Origin of the sequence: Streptococcus fermentans (assembly GCF_040888305.1) — a bacterium.
GTDB classification, from domain to species: domain Bacteria; phylum Bacillota; class Bacilli; order Lactobacillales; family Streptococcaceae; genus Streptococcus; species Streptococcus fermentans.
The window spans coordinates 1-19,578 of record NZ_JBFNFG010000013.1; the positions used below are offsets into that span (position 1 = coordinate 1).

Here is a 19,578-nt window from a genome sequence, read left to right on the forward strand (position 1 = left end):
ACGAAATCGAGACTTTGTCTATCGATTTCTGTCCCACCGCCTTTTCTTGTCAATTTCAGAAAATAGATAGGAAAAGACTTTTCAATTTTGGTAAAAAGTAGTATAATGTTTCTATTATAGAAATTTTTAGAAAATTCCGAAAGAGGTTTGTTATGGGATACACAGTTGCTGTTGTCGGCGCTACAGGTGCCGTTGGTGCTCAAATGATCAAAATGTTGGAAGAATCAACTCTTCCGATCGATAAGATTCGTTACCTTGCGTCTGCACGTTCTGCAGGAAAGGTCTTACAATTCAAAGGTCAAGATGTGACCATCGAAGAAACAACAGAAGATGCTTTTGAAGGGGTTGATATAGCTCTCTTCTCAGCTGGTGGATCAACTTCTGCAAAATACGCACCTTATGCTGTAAAAGCAGGAGCAGTCGTCGTAGATAACACTTCTTACTTCCGTCAAAATCCAGATGTACCATTGGTTGTTCCTGAAGTGAATGCTCACGCCCTTGATGCTCACAACGGAATCATCTCTTGTCCTAACTGTTCAACTATTCAAATGATGGTAGCTCTTGAGCCAGTTCGTCAGAAATGGGGCTTGGACCGTATTATCGTATCAACTTATCAAGCAGTTTCAGGTGCTGGTATGGGAGCAATTCTTGAAACCCAATGTGAGCTTCGTGAAGTCTTGAATGACGGTGTGAATCCACGTGAAGTAAAAGCTGAAATCTTGCCTTCAGGTGGCGATAAAAAACACTATCCAATTGCTTTTAATGCCCTTCCTCAAATCGATGTCTTCACTGATAATGACTACACTTATGAAGAGATGAAGATGACAAACGAAACCAAGAAAATCATGGAAGACGATAGCATTGCCGTATCAGCAACATGTGTACGTATTCCAGTTTTGTCAGCTCACTCTGAGTCAGTCTATATTGAAACAAAAGAAGTAGCACCAATCGAAGAAGTGAAAGCAGCTATTGCTGCCTTCCCAGGTGCAGTTCTTGAAGATGATGTTGCTCACCAAATCTATCCTCAAGCAGTAAATGCTGTTGGTTCACGTGATACATTCGTTGGACGTATCCGTAAAGACTTGGATGCAGAAAAAGGTATTCATATGTGGGTAGTATCTGATAATCTTCTTAAAGGTGCAGCTTGGAACTCAGTTCAAATCGCAGAAACACTTCACGAACGTGGTCTAGTACGCCCAACAGCTGAATTAAAATTTGAATTGAAATAATGTGTAGGAGTTCATTTGAACTCCTTCTTTAAAATAGAGAGGTGTTTTGTATGTCTTATCAAGATTTAAAAGATTGTAAAATTATCACGGCCTTTATTACTCCTTTTCATGAAGATGGTTCAATCAATTTCGATGCCATTCCAAAGTTGATTGAACATTTATTAGCACATCATACAGACGGAATTCTCCTAGCAGGAACAACTGCTGAGAGTCCGACTCTGACTCACGATGAGGAGTTGCAGTTGTTTGCGGCTGTTCAAAAGGTTGTCAATGGCCGTGTTCCTTTAATCGCTGGTGTTGGTACCAATGATACACGAGATTCTATTGAATTCGTCAAAGAGGTAGCAGAGTTTGGCGGTTTTGCGGCTGGTCTTGCGATTGTTCCTTACTACAATAAACCATCTCAAGAAGGTATGTATCAACACTTTAAAGCTATTGCAGATGCATCTGATTTGCCTATTATAATCTATAACATTCCAGGTCGTGTAGTTGTAGAAATGACTCCAGATACTTTACTTCGTTTGGCGGAACATCCAAATATCGTTGGTGTTAAGGAATGTACCAGCCTTGCTAATATGGCTTACTTGATTGAGCATAAGCCAGAAGAATTCTTGGTATACACTGGTGAGGATGGAGATGCCTTCCATGCTATGAACCTTGGTGCAGACGGAGTTATATCTGTTGCATCCCATACAAATGGGGATGAGATGCATGAAATGTTCACTGCAATCGAAGAAAGTGATATGAAGAAAGCGGCAGCTATTCAACGTAAATTTATTCCTAAAGTTAATGCTCTATTCTCTTACCCGAGTCCGGCACCTGTTAAGGCAGTACTCAACTATATGGGATTCGAAGCTGGGCCTACTCGTCTACCTTTGGTTCCTGCGCCTGAAGAGGATGCTAAACGCATTATCAAGGTTGTTATTGATGGGGATTACGAAGCAACTAAGGCAACTGTCACTGGAGTTCTTCGTCCTGATTACTAAAATTTTCATTATTAATGATAGAAACTTCCTAAACAAGTCAATTTGTTGGGAAGTTTTTTTCTTTTTTACGAATAAATAGATAGAGAGAAAAATAAGGAGGCTATCATGAAAATTAAGATTGATAATTTTGAGATTTATAAGTTAAAACAAGCAGGTCTAAGTAATCAACAAGTTCTAAAGGTGCTTCAATATGGAGAAATTTATGATCAGGAATTAAGCTTAGAAACGATAGCAGAAGCATCTGAGTGTAGAAATCCAGTGGTTTTTATGGAACGTTACCATAAACTCACCTTTGAAAGTATGGAGAGATTAAGAAGTGACTTTGAAAAATTTCCCTCATTTTCCATCCTAGACGATGTCTATCCCTTTGCTCTCAGTGAAATCTATGATGCTCCAGTATTATTATTTTATAAGGGCGATTTAAATCTCTTAAAGTTGCCTAAGATTGCAGTTGTAGGCAGTCGCTCTTGTAGTCAAACAGGGACAAAATCAGTCCGTAAGGTTATTGAAGAACTGGAGAATGAACTAGTCATTGTCAGTGGGCTTGCTAGAGGGATTGATACTGCAGCGCATATGTCTATTCTTCAAGGTGGTGGAAAAACTATTGCAGTTATAGGGACTGGCTTAGATGTCTATTATCCTCGATCTAATAAACGACTGCAGGACTACATCGGTGAATATCATTTGCTACTGAGTGAATATGGACCTGGTGAAGAACCCTTGAAATATCACTTTCCAGCACGAAATCGGATTATTGCTGGCCTATGTATGGGTGTTATCGTTGCTGAGGCAAAGATGAGATCTGGTAGTTTGATTACCTGTGAGCGAGCTATGGAAGAAGGAAGAGATGTTTTTGCTATTCCAGGTAGCATTTTAGATGGTCGTTCAGATGGTTGTCATCACTTGGTTCAAGAAGGTGCAAAACTTGTTTCGAGTGGTCAGGATGTGCTAGCAGAATTTGAATTTTAAGAACTAGTAAGGTTTTATCGGTTAAACTTTTCTTCTATATATAAGAGTTAAGTCTTGACAGGTTTTTAAAAATGGTTTACACTTTATAAAGTTTATTACTTTGAAAAGGTGTGATACTGTGGCTACGGCAACAAAGAAAAAAAAATCAACAGTTAAAAAAAATCTAGTAATCGTGGAGTCGCCTGCAAAGGCTAAAACGATTGAGAAATACCTGGGTAGAAATTATAAGGTTTTAGCCAGTGTTGGTCATATTCGTGATTTGAAAAAATCCAGTATGTCAGTCGATGTAGAAAATAATTATGAACCCCAATATATCAATATTCGTGGGAAAGGTCCTCTGATCAATGACTTGAAAAAAGAAGCTAAAAAAGCCAGTAAAGTCTTTCTCGCAAGTGACCCGGACCGCGAAGGAGAAGCAATTTCTTGGCATTTAGCTCATATTCTGAATCTAGATAAAAATGATGCTAACCGTGTTGTTTTCAACGAGATTACCAAGGATGCGGTAAAAAATGCCTTTAAAGAACCTCGTAAGATTGACATGGATTTGGTGGATGCCCAACAAGCCCGTCGTGTCTTGGACCGCTTGGTAGGTTATTCTATTTCACCAATTTTATGGAAAAAGGTCAAGAAGGGCTTATCAGCTGGCCGTGTTCAGTCTGTTGCGCTCAAGTTAATCATTGACCGTGAAAATGAGATCAATGCTTTTCAACCAGAAGAATATTGGACTATTGATGGAGTCTTCAAAAAGGGGACTAAGCAATTCCAAGCATCCTTCTATGGAATGAATGGCAAGAAGATGAAATTGGCTACCAATGAAGAGGTCAAAGAAGTCTTGTCTCACCTATCCAGCAAAGACTTTACAGTGGATCAGGTAGATAAAAAAGAGCGCAAGCGTAACGCTCCACTACCTTATACTACCTCAACTATGCAGATGGATGCAGCTAATAAAATCAATTTCCGTACTCGAAAGACCATGATGGTTGCCCAGCAACTCTATGAAGGGATTAATATTGGTACGGGCGTCCAAGGTTTGATCACCTATATGCGTACAGACTCGACTCGTATCAGTCCAGTTGCACAAAATGAAGCTGCAAGCTACATCAATGAACGTTTTGGTAGTAAGTATTCTAAGCATGGTAGCAAGGTCAAAAATGCTACTGGTGCTCAAGATGCCCATGAGGCTATTCGCCCATCAAGTGTCTTTAACACGCCAGAAAAAATTGCTAAATACTTAGACAAAGACCAACTAAAACTCTATACCCTTATCTGGAACCGTTTTGTAGCGAGTCAGATGACTGGTGCCATCTTTGATACCATGGCTGTTAAGCTCTCTCAAAATGGAGTTCAATTTGCAGCAAATGGCAGTCAGATTAAATTTGATGGTTACTTGGCCATTTACAATGACTCAGATAAGAATAAGATGTTGCCGGACATGGCAGTTGGTGATGTGGTCAAACAGGTCAATAGTAAACCTGAGCAACACTTTACTCAACCCCCAGCACGATATTCTGAGGCTACTTTAATTAAGACCTTGGAAGAAAATGGAGTTGGACGTCCATCTACTTATGCACCAACTATTGAAACCATTCAAAAGCGCTATTATGTGCGTTTGGTAGCCAAGCGTTTTGAACCGACAGAACTGGGAGAAATTGTCAACAAACTGATTGTTGAATACTTCCCAGATATCGTCAATGTAACCTTTACAGCTGAAATGGAAGGTAAACTAGATGATGTCGAAGTCGGTAAAGAACAATGGCAACGAGTCATTGATGAATTTTACAAACCCTTCTCTAAAGAGGTTGCCAAAGCCGAAGAGGAAATGGAAAAAATCCAAATCAAGGATGAGCCAGCAGGATTTGATTGTGAAGTGTGTGGCAGTCCAATGGTCATTAAACTTGGTCGTTTTGGTAAGTTCTACGCTTGTAGCAATTTCCCAGATTGCCGTCATACACAGGCTATCGTGAAAGAGATTGGTGTTGAGTGTCCAAGCTGTCATCAAGGACAAATTATTGAACGAAAAACTAAGCGTAATCGTATCTTCTATGGTTGCAATCGCTATCCAGAGTGTGAATTCACTTCTTGGGACAAGCCTGTAGGGCGAGATTGTCCAAAATGTGGAAACTTCCTCATGGAGAAAAAAGTCCGTGGTGGCGGTAAGCAAATCGTTTGTAGCAATGGTGATTACGAAGAAGAAAAAATCAAATAAAAAAATGAGTCCTGAAAGTAAATTTCAGGCTCTTTTTAGTAAAGGCTTGACAAAATTCCTAACTTTGTGGGAAACTAATAGATGATTATTTATAACTAGGAGAAGTTATGCGTATTATTTATCTGATTATTGGATTTCTGTCATTAGCTCTGGCTATTGTTGGAGTTGTCTTGCCCTTGTTGCCTACGACTCCTTTTCTTTTGTTGTCTATTGCTTGTTTTTCAAAAAGTTCCAAGCGTTTTGAAGATTGGCTTTATCATACCAAACTTTATCAGACTTACGTAGCGGACTTTCGTGAGACCAAGTCTATTGCGCGTGAACGTAAGAAAAAGATTATTGTATCAATTTATATCTTGATGGGAATTTCCATTTATTTTGCGCCTCTTTTACCAGTTAAAATCGGTTTGGGATGTTTAACCATCTTTATTACCTACTATCTTTTTAAGGTGATTCCTGATAAAGAATAGTTTTAATAAGTAACGATTTCCCTTGATAAAAATAAAAACATATTCAAAATAATATGATATAATAAATTTAAAGTAATCTTCAAGGAGAATCAAATGATTTACGAATTTTGTGCTGAAAATGTAACCTTGCTTGAAAAAGCTATGCAGGCAGGAGCTCGCCGCATCGAGCTCTGTGATAATCTAGCAGTTGGTGGAACAACTCCAAGCTACGGAGTGACAAAGGCAGCTGTGGAACTGGCGGCCGACTACGATACGACCATTATGACTATGATTCGCCCGCGTGGTGGTGATTTTGTCTACAATGATTTAGAAGTTGCTATCATGCTTGAGGATATTGCTCTGACTGCTCAAGCAGGTAGCCAAGGCGTTGTCTTTGGTGCATTGACTGCTGATAAGAAGTTGGACAAGGCCAATCTTGAAAAATTGATTGCTGCATCTAAAGGTATGGAAATTGTTTTCCATATGGCATTTGATGAATTGAGCGAACAGGATCAGTTGGAAGCTATTGATTGGCTCAGCCAGGCTGGTGTAACACGCATCCTCACTCGTGCTGGTGTATCTGGAGATTCTCTAGAGAAACGTTTTGCGAACTATCACAGAATCCTAGAACACGCTGCAGAAAAAATTGAAATTTTACCTGGTGGAGGGATTGACATGGACAACCGTCAAACCTTTATCGACCAACTGGGTGTGACACAATTACATGGAACTAAGGTTGTCTTTTAAAAAAATAGAAAGGAACTGCTAGCTTTTGGTAGCAGTTTTCGCTTATGTTTGAAATTTTTAAAGCTTATCAGTTTAATAGTAAAAAGGCCAAAGAGTATGGATTTGTAGAAAATCAAGGCGTATGGACCCATAGTTCGACTATCTTGCAGGGAGACTTTCTCATGATGGTTACAGTTGAGGATGGAGTCTTAGGTTTTCAAGTTTATGACCAAGAAACTGGGGATCTCTATCCACAAGTTCATATGACCAGTATGAGAGGGACATTTGTAGGAAGTGTCCGTGAAGCCTGCTTAGAAGTTCTTTATGAAATCCGAAAGTCTTGTTTTGAGGTGCAGGATTTTATCTATCCTCAGACCAAGAGAATCATGAGTCGTGTTCAAGAAAAGTATGAAAATCAATTAGAATACTTATGGGAGAAATCTCCTGATACTGCGATTTTACGCCATGAAAATAATCAGAAGTGGTATGCAGTTCTTATGAAGATTTCTTGGGATAAGCTTGAAAAGGACAGAGAAGGATTAGTGGAAGCAGTCAATCTCAAACATGATCAAGTATCTGATTTGTTGGTAAAAAAAGGGATTTATCCAGCCTTTCATATGAACAAGCGCTACTGGATTAGTGTGCCACTGGATGATAGTTTATCAGATGAAGAGATGCTAGAATTGATCGAAAAAAGCTGGAACTTGACCTTGAAAAAGTAATTATATTTACTTGATTTTTCAAATACTTTCAATTAGCAAAATATTCTTTACTGAAGAAATTTTCAGAAAATATTGGATTTTTTCTTGACATGTGTTTTTTCCTATGCTAAAATACTAAACAAGATATCAAACGAAGGAGAAAGTCAAACATGAAAACAGCTAAGTTTAATCAATTTGCTTTGTTGTTGAGGTACTCGGGCTAGTGCAGAAGCATTAGTCCTGTTTGGCTTACCAAGCGGGAGTAAATCAACATCTCGCTTGGAACTCCGAGCGAGATGTTTTTTTAAAACCAAATTTAGAAAAGGGGAAATCTTATGAGAACAGTTGAATTTCTAGATACTAGCCTTCGAGATGGTGAGCAGACACCAGGTGTCAATTTTTCAATAAAAGAAAAGGTTGCTATAGCAAAACAGCTAGAAAAATGGGGAATTTCGGCAATTGAAGCTGGTTTTCCAGCAGCTAGTCCAGACTCATTTACTGCAGTTCAGGAAATCGCAAAAGTCTTGAAGAAAACAGCGGTGACTGGTTTAGCTCGTTCTGTTAAATCTGATATTGACGCTTGTTATGAAGCACTCAAGGATGCTAAGTATCCACAAATACATGTCTTTATAGCTACCAGTCCGATTCACCGTAAGTATAAGCTCAATAAGAGTAAGGAAGAGATTTTGGAAGCGATCAGTGAACATGTTTCCTATGCACGGAGTAAGTTTGAAGTAGTAGAATTTTCTCCAGAAGATGCGACTAGAACTGAGTTGGACTTTCTCCTACAAGTCGTTCAGACAGCGGTAGATGCAGGCGCGACTTATATCAATATTCCTGATACGGTTGGTTTTACCACACCAGAGGAATATGGGAATATCTTCAAGTATCTGATTGACAATGTTAAAACTGATCGTCAGATTATCTATTCGCCTCACTGTCACGATGACCTTGGAATGGCAGTTGCAAATAGCCTTGCAGCTGTTAAGAATGGTGCAGGGCGTGTTGAAGGAACCATTAACGGTATTGGAGAACGAGCTGGGAATGCTGCTTTAGAAGAAATAGCGGTGGCCCTAAATATTCGCCAAGATTATTACCAAGCAGAGACAAGGATTGTCCTAAACGAAACGATTAATACGTCTGAAATGGTTTCTCGTTTCTCAGGAATTCCAGTTCCAAAAAACAAGGCGGTTGTTGGAGGAAATGCCTTCTCTCACGAATCAGGTATTCACCAAGATGGTGTTCTTAAAAATCCTCTCACTTATGAAATCATTACACCTGAACTGGTGGGTGTTAAGAGTAATAGTCTCCCACTTGGGAAATTATCTGGTCGCCATGCCTTTGTAGAAAAACTGAGAGAACTGGCCTTAGACTTCACAGAAGAGGATATCAAGCCACTCTTTGACAAATTCAAATCACTTGCAGATAAGAAACAAGAAGTCACTGACGCAGATATTCGAGCTCTAGTAGCTGGTACCATGGTTGAAAATCCAGAAGGGTTCCACTTCGATGATCTACAACTCCAAACTCATGCGGAAAATGATATTGAAGCGACTGTTAGCTTGGCTAATTTGGATGGTGAAAAGGTTGAATTTAATGCAACAGGACAAGGTTCGGTTGAGGCCATCTTTAACGCTATCGATAAATTCTTTAATCAATCTGTTCGCTTGGTATCCTACACCATTGATGCGGTAACAGACGGGATTGATGCTCAGGCACGTGTCTTAGTTACTGTTGAAAACAGAGATACTGAAACTATCTTTAACGCAGCAGGTCTTGATTTTGATGTGTTGAAAGCATCAGCTATTGCTTATATCAATGCCAATACTTTTGTTCAAAAAGAGAATACTGGCGAGATCGGCCCAAATCTTTCCTACCGTGACATGCCTAGTGTTTAAAGGAGAATTCTATGACAAAGAAAATAGTGGCCCTAGCAGGCGACGGAATTGGACCAGAAATCATGGAAGCTGGTTTAGAAGTTCTTGCATCGATAGCCGAAAAAACAGGATTTGACTTTGAGATAGACAGACGACCATTTGGAGGTGCAGGTATTGATGCTACAGGACATCCATTACCAGATGAAACTTTAAAGGCTGCTAGACAAGCGGATGCTATTCTGCTTGCTGCAATCGGAAGTCCTCAGTATGATGATGCTCCTGTTCGCCCTGAACAAGGACTATTGGCTCTCCGCAAGGAACTAAATCTCTATGCTAATATTCGTCCGGTAAAGATATTTGAGAGTCTCAAGCACTTGTCACCGCTTAAACCAGAAAGAATTGCTAGTGTTGATTTTGTAGTAGTCCGTGAGTTGACTGGTGGCATTTACTTTGGAGAACATATCCTTGAAGAGAAAAAAGCGCGTGATATCAACGATTATAGTTACGAGGAAGTCGAGCGGATTATTCGTAAGGCCTTTGAAATTGCTAGAAGCCGGAGAAAAATCCTCACCAGTATTGATAAGCAAAATGTTTTGGCGACATCGAAACTCTGGAGGAAAGTATCTGAAGAAGTCGCGAAAGATTTCCCTGATGTAGAACTGGAGCATCAGCTAGTCGACTCGGCTTCCATGCTCATGATTACAAATCCAGCCAAGTTTGATGTTATCGTGACAGAGAATCTTTTTGGAGATATCTTATCTGATGAATCAAGCGTTCTATCTGGTACACTTGGAGTTATGCCATCGGCTAGTCACTCTGAAAATGGACCGAGCCTTTATGAACCGATTCATGGTTCAGCACCTGATATAGCTGGTCAGGGTATTGCCAATCCCATTTCTATGATTTTATCAGTTGCAATGATGCTTCGAGATAGTTTTGGACGTTATGAGGATGCGGAGCGTATCGAGCGTGCTGTTGAGGCAAGTCTAGCTGCAGGTATTTTAACGAGAGATTTAGGAGGACAGGCTTCGACCAAGGAAATGACGGAAGCCATCATTGAAAGATTATGAAGATAAATCAAGGAATTACTTTTGCTCTCTTAATTTGGAACCTTTTGATTTTTGTCATCTATGGCATTGACAAATCCAAAGTCAAAAGAGGTGCTTGGCGAATCCCAGAAAAATATTTATTATCATTTGCATTCTTTTGTGGCGGTTTTGGAGCCTGGTTGGCAGGAATTACTTTTCACCACAAGACCAGAAAATGGTATTTTAAAACAGTTTGGTTCCTAGGAATAGTAACTACACTAGTGGCTTTGTATTTTGTATGGAGGTAATGAATGGCAGGAAAATCAATTTTTGATAAATTATGGGACCTCCATGTAATCACAGGAGAAGAGGGACAACCGCAACTCATGTATGTGGATCAGCACTACATCCATGAAGTGACCAGTCCTCAAGCTTTTCAAGGATTACGAGATGCAGGGAGAAGATTGAGGAGACCAGATTTAACATTTGGTACCTTTGACCACAATGTTCCGACGGTTAATATTTACGATATTCGAGATGTAATATCCAAGGCTCAAATTGATAAGTTGGCAGAAAATGTTGAGGAATTCGGGATTGAACATGCGACCCACGGTTCTGAAAAACAAGGCATCGTTCACATGGTTGGTCCAGAAACAGGACGAACACAACCAGGAAAATTTATCGTCTGTGGAGATAGCCATACGGCGACCCATGGAGCTTTTGGAGCGATTGCTTTCGGAATTGGGACCAGTGAGGTCGAGCATGTCTTTGCTACTCAAACCATTTGGCAGGTTAAACCCAAGAAAATGTTGGTGGAATTCACTGGAGTTCCTCAAAAAGGAGTTTATGCCAAAGATTTCATTCTAGCCTTGATTGCCAAATACGGCGTTGCTTGTGGTGTTAGTTACGTGGTGGAGTATCGAGGTCAGGCTATTGATGCCTTGAGCATGGAAGAGCGAATGACCATCTGCAATATGTCCATAGAGTTTGGGTCCAAGATGGGAATTATGAATCCAGACCAGACCACCTATGACTATCTTAAGGGGCGCGAGTGTGTCCCAAAGGATTTTGACGCAGCAGTTACTGACTGGAAAAGACTGGTTAGTGATGACGATGCCGTCTATGACAAGGTTATCCATATGGATGTTTCTGAATTAGCACCTATGGTGACTTGGGGAACTAATCCTGCCATGGGAGTTGACTTTGAAACTAGCTTCCCAGAAATAAAGGATATGAACGATGAACGTGCTTATCATTACATGGATTTACAGCCAGGTCAGAAACCAGCAGATATCGAACTTGGCTATGTTTTTATAGGTTCTTGTACCAATGCTCGACTTAGCGATCTACAACTGGCTGCTCGATTTGTTGAAGGGAAAAAAATTGCCCCTAACTTAACAGCTATTGTGGTACCTGGTTCACGACCAGTCAAGCGAGCTGCTGAAAAGTTGGGCTTGGATAAGGTTTTCCAAGATGCAGGCTTTGAGTGGAGAGACCCAGGTTGCTCCATGTGCCTAGGAATGAATCCTGATAAGGTACCAGATGGTGTTCACTGCGCCTCAACTAGCAATCGTAACTTTGAAGATCGCCAGGGATTTGGTGCTAAAACTCATCTTTGTAGTCCAGCCATGGCTGCTGCGGCAGCTATCGCAGGGCGTTTCGTAGATGTTCGGAAAATGCCTGAAGCCCAGTAAGGAGAGGATATGGAAAAATTTACAGTTTATACAGGAACAACGGTTCCTCTTATGAATGATAATATTGATACCGACCAAATCCTACCCAAGCAGTTTCTCAAGTTAATTGATAAGAAAGGATTTGGTAAATACCTCATGTATGCTTGGCGTTATCTGGATGATCAGTATACTGAGGACCCAGACTTTGTCTTTAACCAACCTGAATATCGCAAGGCCAGTATTCTAATCACAGGAGATAATTTTGGGGCAGGTTCTTCGAGGGAACACGCTGCTTGGGCACTAGCAGATTACGACTTTAAGGTCGTGATTGCGGGCTCTTTTGGAGATATTCATTACAATAATGAACTCAATAATGGCATGTTACCCATTGTTCAACCTAGGGAAGTTAGAGAAAAACTCACTCAGCTCCAACCAACTGATCAAGTGACGGTTGACTTGGAACAACAAATAATCATCACACCAGTTGGAGAATTCTCCTTTGAAATCGATAGCGAATGGAAACACAAGCTCTTAAATGGTTTGGATGATATCGGTATTACTTTGCAGTATGAAGACTTGATTGCTGCTTATGAAAAACAACGACCAGCCTACTGGCAGGATTAGAAAAAATAGAAAAGGAAATAGAACTATGACAAAACACATTCAATGGAACGGAACACTTTCACAAGAAGGCTATGACATTTTAAAAGGTGAGGGCGGATGTATCGTTTGCCCTACAAAAGTTGGTTACATCATCATGACTAGCGATAAGGCAGGCCTTGAACGCAAATTTGAAGCTAAAGAGCGTAACCGTAACAAACCAGGTGTGGTTCTCTGTGGAAGCATGGACGAGCTTCGCGCTTTAGCACAACTCAACCCAGAAATTGAAGCCTTCTATCAAAAACATTGGGATGAAGACATTCTTCTTGGTTGTATCCTTCCATGGAAACCAGAAGCCTTTGAAAAATTGAAAGCTTACGGTGATGGTCGTGAAGAACTCATGACCGATGTGCGTGGAACGAGCTGTTTCGTTATCAAGTTTGGGAAAGCTGGTGAACAATTGGCTGCTAAACTCTGGGAAGAAGGCAAGATGGTCTACGCTTCATCAGCAAACCCGTCTGGAAAAGGAAACCGAGGTAAGGTTGAAGGTATCGGTGAGCGTATCGAAGGAGCAGTGGATCTTGTCATTGAGGCAGATGACTATGTTGCATCAATCCAGCCAGACAAAACTGTTGAAACACGCTACGAGCAAGGTGTGATGGTGTCTATGGTCGATAAAGACGGTAAGCTTATTCCGGAACAAGGAGGAGCACGTTCAACTTCTCCGGCACCAGTTGTGATCCGTAAAGGTCTTGACATTGATAAAATCATGATGCATTTATCGGATACCTTTAATTCATGGGATTACCGTCAAGGTGAGTATTACTAAAATAAGAAAGAAGTCTAGTGTTAAGATGGGAGAAAGCCTCTACGCTGGGCTTTTTTTAATCTTCAAAAAATATTTTATAGAAGGCATCATTAAGGTAGTGCAATTTCAGACATAAGGCATCTCAATGTCTACTTATTATCTAAATTAAGAATTATAAACACGAACATTATTTGTTTTCGGTCATTACAATTGACAAAAAACGGACATTATTGTAAACTTGTTAGAGTAATTGTCTGGAAAAGACGAGGCTATTCCTAACTTTAGGAAGGTCTAAACAAGAGAAATGAGAGAAATATGTTAAACGAATTTCCGATCTTTGACTATGAAGATATTCAGCTAATCCCTAACAAGTGTGTTCTTAAAAGTCGTGCAGAGGCTGATACGCAGGTAACTTTAGGGAAGCATACCTTTAAATTACCAGTTGTTCCTTCCAATATGCAAACAATCCTAGATGAAAATGTTGCTGAACAACTTGCTAAGGGTGGATATTTCTATATTATGCATCGTTTTGATGAAGAAGGACGCATTCCTTTTGTCAAACGTATGCACGATCAGGGCTTGATTGCTTCAATCTCAGTAGGTGTTAAAGACTACGAGTATGATTTTGTGAGTCAATTAAAGGCTGATGCACCAGAGTACATCACCATTGATATTGCTCATGGTCATGCTGACAGCGTGATTTCAATGATTCAGCACATCAAGAAAGAATTACCTGATACTTTTGTCATCGCTGGTAATGTTGGAACTCCAGAAGCTGTGCGTGAACTTGAAAATGCTGGTGCAGATGCTACTAAGGTCGGAATCGGTCCAGGTAAGGTATGTATTACTAAGGTAAAAACTGGTTTTGGTACTGGGGGTTGGCAGTTAGCAGCCCTTCGCTGGTGTGCTAAAGCTGCGCGTAAACCAATTATTGCCGATGGTGGTATCCGTACACATGGTGATATTGCCAAGTCAATCCGCTTTGGTGCAAGCATGGTCATGATTGGTTCACTGTTTGCAGGGCATATCGAAAGTCCTGGTAAAACAGTTGAAGTGGACGGTAAACAATTCAAAGAATACTATGGTTCGGCTTCAGAATACCAAAAAGGTGCTTATAAGAATGTCGAAGGTAAAAAAATCCTTCTTCCTGCCAAAGGGCATTTACAGGATACCTTAACTGAGATGGAACAGGATTTGCAAAGTTCGATTTCTTATGCTGGAGGTCGTAAGGTTGCTGATCTTCGTCACGTTGACTATGTCATTGTGAAGAACTCTATCTGGAATGGTGATGCTCACTAAAAATATGATTACTTATTTATGCCGCGAATTGGCGTGGCGTTTCTACAAGGTACCGTAAATACCTAACAATGAGTAAGCTGCAGAGATATAAGGATAGGTGTTAAATCTATTTCTTTATTTCCTAGAGGCTTACTTGGTAAGTCTCTTTTTATTTCGGAGGTTATTGTGAAATTATTAGAAGAACGAATTTTAAAGGACGGAAACGTTCTTGGTGAGAACATTCTTAAGGTGGATTCCTTCTTAACCCACCAAGTTGATTATTCCTTGATGCGCGAGGTTGGTCGTACTTTTGCAGAGCATTTTAAAAATGCTGGTATTACCAAAGTCGTAACCATTGAGGCATCTGGAATTGCCCCAGCCCTTTATGTGGCTGAACAGTTAGATGTACCCATGATTTTTGCTAAGAAGGCAAAAAATATTACTATGAATGAAGGAATTTTGACTGCTGAAGTTTATTCTTTTACTAAACAAGTAACTAGTACCGTATCTATTGCAGGTAAGTTCTTATCTCCTCAAGATAAAGTATTAATTATTGATGATTTCTTGGCTAATGGTCAAGCAGCTAATGGTTTGATTCAGATTATTGAACAGGCTGGTGCTACAGTTGAAGCTATCGGAATTGTGATTGAAAAATCTTTCCAAGATGGTCGTGGACTGCTAGAAAAATCAGGCCATCAAGTAGTATCACTCGCGCGATTAGAGCGTTTTGAAAATGGAAAAGTTATATTTAAGGAGGCAGACATCTAATGAAACAACAGGAAAACCACTCACAGGCAGCCGTTCTTGGTTTGCAACACTTGCTAGCCATGTACTCAGGTTCAATCCTGGTACCAATCATGATTGCAAGTGCTTTAGGATATTCAGCTCAACAGTTGACCTATCTTATTTCAACAGATATCTTTATGTGTGGGGTTGCAACTCTCTTGCAATTGCAACTCAATAAACACTTCGGTGTTGGATTGCCAATCGTTCTTGGTGTTGCCTTCCAGTCTGTTGCTCCTCTTATCATGATCGGTCAGAGTCATGGTAGCGGTGCTATGTTCGGAGCCTTGATTGCATCAGGGATTTATGTTATCCTGATTTCAGGTATCTTCTCTAAAGTTGCCAATCTTTTCCCTGCAATCGTAACTGGTTCTGTTATCACAACTATCGGATTGACCTTGATTCCAGTTGCCATCGGAAATATGGGAAATAACGTAGAAAAACCAACCGGTCAAAGTTTAGCCTTGGCAATGATTACTGTTCTCATTATTCTTTTGGTAAATATTCTTACAAAAGGATTTATCAAATCTATTTCCATTTTGATCGGTTTGATTGCAGGTACGATTATCGCTGCAACTATGGGCTTGGTTGACTTCTCTCCAGTAGCAGAAGCTCCACTAGTTCATATCCCAACTCCATTCTACTTCGGTGCTCCACAATTTGAGATTTCATCTATTGTCATGATGTGTATCATCGCAACTGTATCAATGGTAGAATCAACAGGTGTGTATCTTGCCCTTTCTGATATTACTAAAGATCCAATCGATAGCACTCGTCTCCGCAATGGTTATCGTGCTGAAGGTCTTGCTGTCTTACTTGGTGGACTTTTCAATACCTTCCCTTATACAGGATTTTCACAAAACGTAGGTTTGGTGAAACTTTCAGGTATTCGTACTCGTTTGCCAATCTACTACGCAGCTGGTTTCCTTATCTTGCTCGGTCTTTTGCCTAAGTTCGGTGCCTTGGCACAGATTATTCCTAGTCCTGTTCTAGGTGGAGCTATGCTCGTCATGTTCGGTTTCGTGTCTCTCCAAGGAATGCAAATCTTGGCGCGTGTAGACTTCGAACGCAATGAACACAACTTCCTCATTGCAGCAGTTTCTATCTCTGCTGGGGTTGGATTGAATGGAAGTAATCTCTTCAATACTTTACCGACTGAATTACAAATGTTCTTCTCAAATGGTATTGTCATTGCAAGTACAGTAGCCATCGTCTTGAACGCTATTTTGAATCGTAAAAAATAACTAAAAGTGAGAAGCGATAGAAATATCCTTCTCATTTTCTTTTTTAGAGCTTGATTATTGTTTATAGAGTCCTTTTTATGGTAAAATGGTTCTATGAATGAAAGAATGAAAGAGCTCGTTGAACTGCTCAATCGCTATGCGACAGAGTATTATACAAGTGATAATCCATCTGTATCTGATAGTGAGTATGACCGTCTTTATCGTGAATTGGTAGAGTTAGAAAAAGCTCATCCTGACCAAGTTTTACCAGAAAGTCCGACACATCGTGTTGGTGGAAAGATTCTTGATGGGTTTGAGAAATATAGTCATCAGTATCCTCTCTATAGTTTGCAGGATGCTTTTTCTCGTGAAGAGCTCGATGCCTTTGATGCGCGTGTTCGTAAAGAATTGGATGATGTCACTTATATTTGTGAGTTGAAGATTGATGGTTTATCGATTTCCTTGACTTATGAGCAGGGAATTTTTGTTGCTGGAGCAACTCGAGGTGATGGCTCCATTGGTGAAAACATCACTGAGAATCTTAAACGAGTGAAAGACATTCCTTTAGCATTATCTGAAAAAATAGATATAACAGTTCGTGGTGAATGTTATATGCCGAGAACTTCTTTTGATCAGGTGAATCAATCTCGTCAAGAAAACGGGGAGCCAGAATTTGCCAATCCAAGAAATGCTGCTGCAGGAACCCTTCGCCAGTTAGACACAGGAGTAGTAGCCAAACGTAATCTTGCAACCTTCCTTTATCAGGAAGCTAGTCCTTCAACTCGGGATAGTCAAGAGAAGGTTTTGAAACATTTAGAACAATTAGGCTTTGTAGTTAATCAAAGACGTCTATTAGCTCATAGTATGGACGAGGTTTGGGCGTTTATTCAAGAAATTGGTCAAGAAAGAGATCAGTTGCCTTATGATATCGATGGAGTTGTGATTAAGGTCAATGATCTAGCTGGTCAGGAGCAACTAGGATTTACAATCAAAGCACCTAAATGGGCAGTAGCATATAAATTCCCAGCAGAAGAAAAAGAAGCGAAACTTCTTTCTGTTGACTGGACAGTAGGGCGTACAGGAGTTGTGACTCCGACTGCTAATCTTACTCCAGTGCAACTTGCAGGTACAACTGTAAGTCGTGCAACTCTTCATAATGTCGACTATATCGCTGAAAAGGATATCCGTAAGGATGACACAGTCATTGTCTACAAAGCGGGTGATATCATACCAGCCGTTCTACGAGTGGTGGAGTCTAAACGTGTATCGGAGGAAAAACTAGATATCCCAACAAACTGTCCAAGTTGTGAGAGTAAGCTGTTACACTTTGAAGATGAGGTGGCTCTTCGTTGTATAAACCCACGTTGTCCAGCTCAAATCAAGGAAGGGTTGATTCACTTTGCATCTCGTGACGCCATGAATATCTCTGGCCTTGGTCCATCAATCGTGGAGAAATTATTTGCTGCTAATTTGGTTAAGGATGTTGCAGATATTTATCGCTTGACAGTTGAAGATTTTCTCTTGTTAGACGGCATCAAGGAGAAATCAGCTCAAAAGCTCTACCAGGCTATTCAAGCATCCAAAGAAAATTCTGCTGAAAAACTTTTGTTTGGTTTGGGGATTCGTCATGTAGGAAGTAAGGCAAGTCAGTTGCTTTTACAAAACTTCCACTCAATCGAATCGCTAGCACAAGCCAATCCTGAAGAAATTGCAAATATTGAAAGTTTGGGGAGTGTCATTGCTCAAAGCCTACAGACCTATTTTGCTACAGAGGGTTCTGAAATCCTTTTAAGGGAATTGAAAGAATCAGGTGTTAATCTAGACTACAAAGGACAAACAGTTGCAGCAAATGCTGCCTTGTCTGGTCTAACTGTCGTATTGACAGGAAAGCTAGAGCGTTTGAATCGCTCAGAAGCTAAAAATAAATTAGAAAGTCTAGGAGCCAAGGTTACTGGTAGTGTGTCGAAAAAAACAGACCTTGTTGTAGCAGGAGCAGATGCAGGAAGCAAGCTCCAAAAAGCACAAGAACTGGGAATAGAGATTCGTGATGAAGCTTGGCTTGAGAGTTTGTAAGTTATGAAAGAAGTAAAAAAACGCGCACGTCTCATTTATAATCCGACCTCAGGCCAGGAAATTATCAAGCAAAATATCGCAGAAGTTCTAGAAGTGTTAGAGAGCATAGGCTATGAAACCAGTGCTTTTCAGACCAAACCTAAACACTTATCAGCTCAGAAAGAAGCAGAAAGAGCTGCAAAAGCTGGCTTTGATTTGGTTTTGGTAGCTGGTGGCGATGGTACTATCAATGAAGTGGTTAATGGAATTGCACCTCTGGAACATCGTCCAAAGATAGCCATCATTCCTACTGGAACTACCAATGACTATGCAAGAGCATTGAAAATCCCTATGGGGGATCCAGTTGCTGCAGCCAAGATCATTGCTAAAAATGAAACCAAGAAAATTGATATTGGTCGTGCCTTTGGCGATAAGTATTTCATCAATATTGCTGCGGCAGGAGCTCTTACGGAGTTAACCTTTAGTGTTCCGAGTGAACTGAAGACGCGTTTGGGGTATCTGGCCTACGTTGCTAAAGGCATCGAGATGTTTCCAAAATCCAAGGCCCGTCCTGTTCGTATTTATCATGATTGGGGCATTTTTACAGGTGAAGTTTCTCTTGTCTTTGTTGCCTTGACCAATTCTATCGGTGGATTTGAGCAATTTGCACCTGATACCAAACTGGATGATGGCAATTTCACGCTTATTCTGGTAAAGACAGATAAAATACTAGATATGTTGAGTCTGCTAGTTCAGGCCATGAACGGAGGCCAACATGTGTCAGATGTCAATGTTGAATATCTGAAAACTAGTAAACTCCGAATTGAAACTTTGGATCAGGAAGAGCCATTTATGCTCAACCTTGATGGAGAATACGGTGGCGACACACCAGTAGATTTGGAAGTATGCCATAATCACATTGAGTTTTTTGTGAATCGTGAGGCGATTGATCAAGAAATTATTAGTAACATATAAAATCAAATTTAATTTAGA

18 protein-coding genes and 1 riboswitch are annotated in these 19,578 nt (G+C 40.3%); all 18 genes read left to right on the forward strand.

What is annotated here, in order from left to right; translation table 11 throughout:
- Window positions 1-152: 152 nt before the first annotated feature.
- Entirely contained in the window at window positions 153-1,229 is a 1,077-nt protein-coding gene (locus AB2B50_RS09235) for an aspartate-semialdehyde dehydrogenase (protein WP_320693196.1), read from the forward strand.
- Window positions 1,230-1,279: 50 nt separating this feature from the next.
- Window positions 1,280-2,215 carry a 4-hydroxy-tetrahydrodipicolinate synthase gene (gene dapA, locus AB2B50_RS09240; protein WP_060955817.1) on the forward strand — a complete coding sequence of 312 codons (936 nt, stop codon included), beginning with the start codon at window positions 1,280-1,282 and terminating at the stop codon, window positions 2,213-2,215.
- Between the two features lie 111 nt (window positions 2,216-2,326).
- Window positions 2,327-3,184 carry a DNA-processing protein DprA gene (gene dprA, locus AB2B50_RS09245; protein WP_083279658.1) on the forward strand — a complete coding sequence of 286 codons (858 nt, stop codon included), beginning with the start codon at window positions 2,327-2,329 and terminating at the stop codon, window positions 3,182-3,184.
- Window positions 3,185-3,302: 118 nt separating this feature from the next.
- Window positions 3,303-5,390 carry a type I DNA topoisomerase gene (gene topA, locus AB2B50_RS09250; RefSeq protein WP_320693195.1) on the forward strand — a complete coding sequence of 696 codons (2,088 nt, stop codon included), beginning with the start codon at window positions 3,303-3,305 and terminating at the stop codon, window positions 5,388-5,390.
- A 107-nt stretch (window positions 5,391-5,497) separates the two neighbouring features.
- On the forward strand, window positions 5,498-5,857 hold the full coding sequence (locus tag AB2B50_RS09255) for a YbaN family protein (protein ID WP_075231616.1): 360 nt from the start codon (window positions 5,498-5,500) through the stop codon (window positions 5,855-5,857).
- A gap of 93 nt (window positions 5,858-5,950) precedes the next feature.
- Entirely contained in the window at window positions 5,951-6,583 is a 633-nt protein-coding gene (locus AB2B50_RS09260; protein ID WP_320693194.1) for a copper homeostasis protein CutC, read from the forward strand.
- Between the two features lie 44 nt (window positions 6,584-6,627).
- Window positions 6,628-7,284, forward strand: coding sequence for an MmcQ/YjbR family DNA-binding protein (locus AB2B50_RS09265; protein WP_320693193.1), 657 nt, complete (start codon window positions 6,628-6,630; stop codon window positions 7,282-7,284).
- A 314-nt stretch (window positions 7,285-7,598) separates the two neighbouring features.
- A complete protein-coding gene (locus tag AB2B50_RS09270) occupies window positions 7,599-9,161 on the forward strand; it encodes a 2-isopropylmalate synthase (RefSeq protein ID WP_320693192.1) in 1,563 nt (520 codons plus the stop codon).
- An 11-nt stretch (window positions 9,162-9,172) separates the two neighbouring features.
- Window positions 9,173-10,210: a 3-isopropylmalate dehydrogenase gene (gene leuB / locus AB2B50_RS09275; RefSeq protein ID WP_320693191.1), complete on the forward strand. Its 1,038-nt coding sequence runs from the start codon at window positions 9,173-9,175 to the stop codon at window positions 10,208-10,210.
- Window positions 10,207-10,476, forward strand: coding sequence for a DUF1294 domain-containing protein (locus AB2B50_RS09280; protein WP_320693190.1), 270 nt, complete (start codon window positions 10,207-10,209; stop codon window positions 10,474-10,476). The genes leuB and AB2B50_RS09280 overlap by 4 nt, the downstream gene beginning before the upstream one ends.
- 3 nt (window positions 10,477-10,479) lie before the next feature.
- On the forward strand, window positions 10,480-11,862 hold the full coding sequence (leuC, locus tag AB2B50_RS09285) for a 3-isopropylmalate dehydratase large subunit (RefSeq protein WP_320693189.1): 1,383 nt from the start codon (window positions 10,480-10,482) through the stop codon (window positions 11,860-11,862).
- 9 nt (window positions 11,863-11,871) lie between these two features.
- Window positions 11,872-12,465, forward strand: coding sequence for a 3-isopropylmalate dehydratase small subunit (leuD, locus tag AB2B50_RS09290; protein WP_320693188.1), 594 nt, complete (start codon window positions 11,872-11,874; stop codon window positions 12,463-12,465).
- 25 nt (window positions 12,466-12,490) lie between these two features.
- A complete protein-coding gene (locus tag AB2B50_RS09295; protein ID WP_045763419.1) occupies window positions 12,491-13,270 on the forward strand; it encodes an L-threonylcarbamoyladenylate synthase in 780 nt (259 codons plus the stop codon).
- 294 nt (window positions 13,271-13,564) lie between these two features.
- On the forward strand, window positions 13,565-14,548 hold the full coding sequence (gene guaC / locus AB2B50_RS09300) for a GMP reductase (protein WP_000931194.1): 984 nt from the start codon (window positions 13,565-13,567) through the stop codon (window positions 14,546-14,548).
- Window positions 14,541-14,637: riboswitch (purine riboswitch) on the forward strand. (Overlaps the previous gene by 8 nt.)
- 76 nt (window positions 14,638-14,713) lie before the next feature.
- Complete coding sequence (locus AB2B50_RS09305) at window positions 14,714-15,295, forward strand: xanthine phosphoribosyltransferase (RefSeq protein WP_301559286.1); 582 nt, start codon at window positions 14,714-14,716, stop codon at window positions 15,293-15,295.
- Entirely contained in the window at window positions 15,295-16,554 is a 1,260-nt protein-coding gene (locus AB2B50_RS09310; protein ID WP_320693187.1) for a nucleobase:cation symporter-2 family protein, read from the forward strand. Before AB2B50_RS09305 ends, AB2B50_RS09310 begins: the two co-directional genes overlap by 1 nt.
- 93 nt (window positions 16,555-16,647) lie before the next feature.
- Window positions 16,648-18,606 (forward strand): NAD-dependent DNA ligase LigA, encoded by a 1,959-nt coding sequence (ligA, locus tag AB2B50_RS09315; RefSeq protein WP_320693186.1) that lies wholly within the window; start codon window positions 16,648-16,650, stop codon window positions 18,604-18,606.
- 3 nt (window positions 18,607-18,609) lie between these two features.
- A complete protein-coding gene (locus AB2B50_RS09320) occupies window positions 18,610-19,560 on the forward strand; it encodes a diacylglycerol kinase family lipid kinase (RefSeq protein WP_320693185.1) in 951 nt (316 codons plus the stop codon).
- Window positions 19,561-19,578 lie beyond the last annotated feature (18 nt).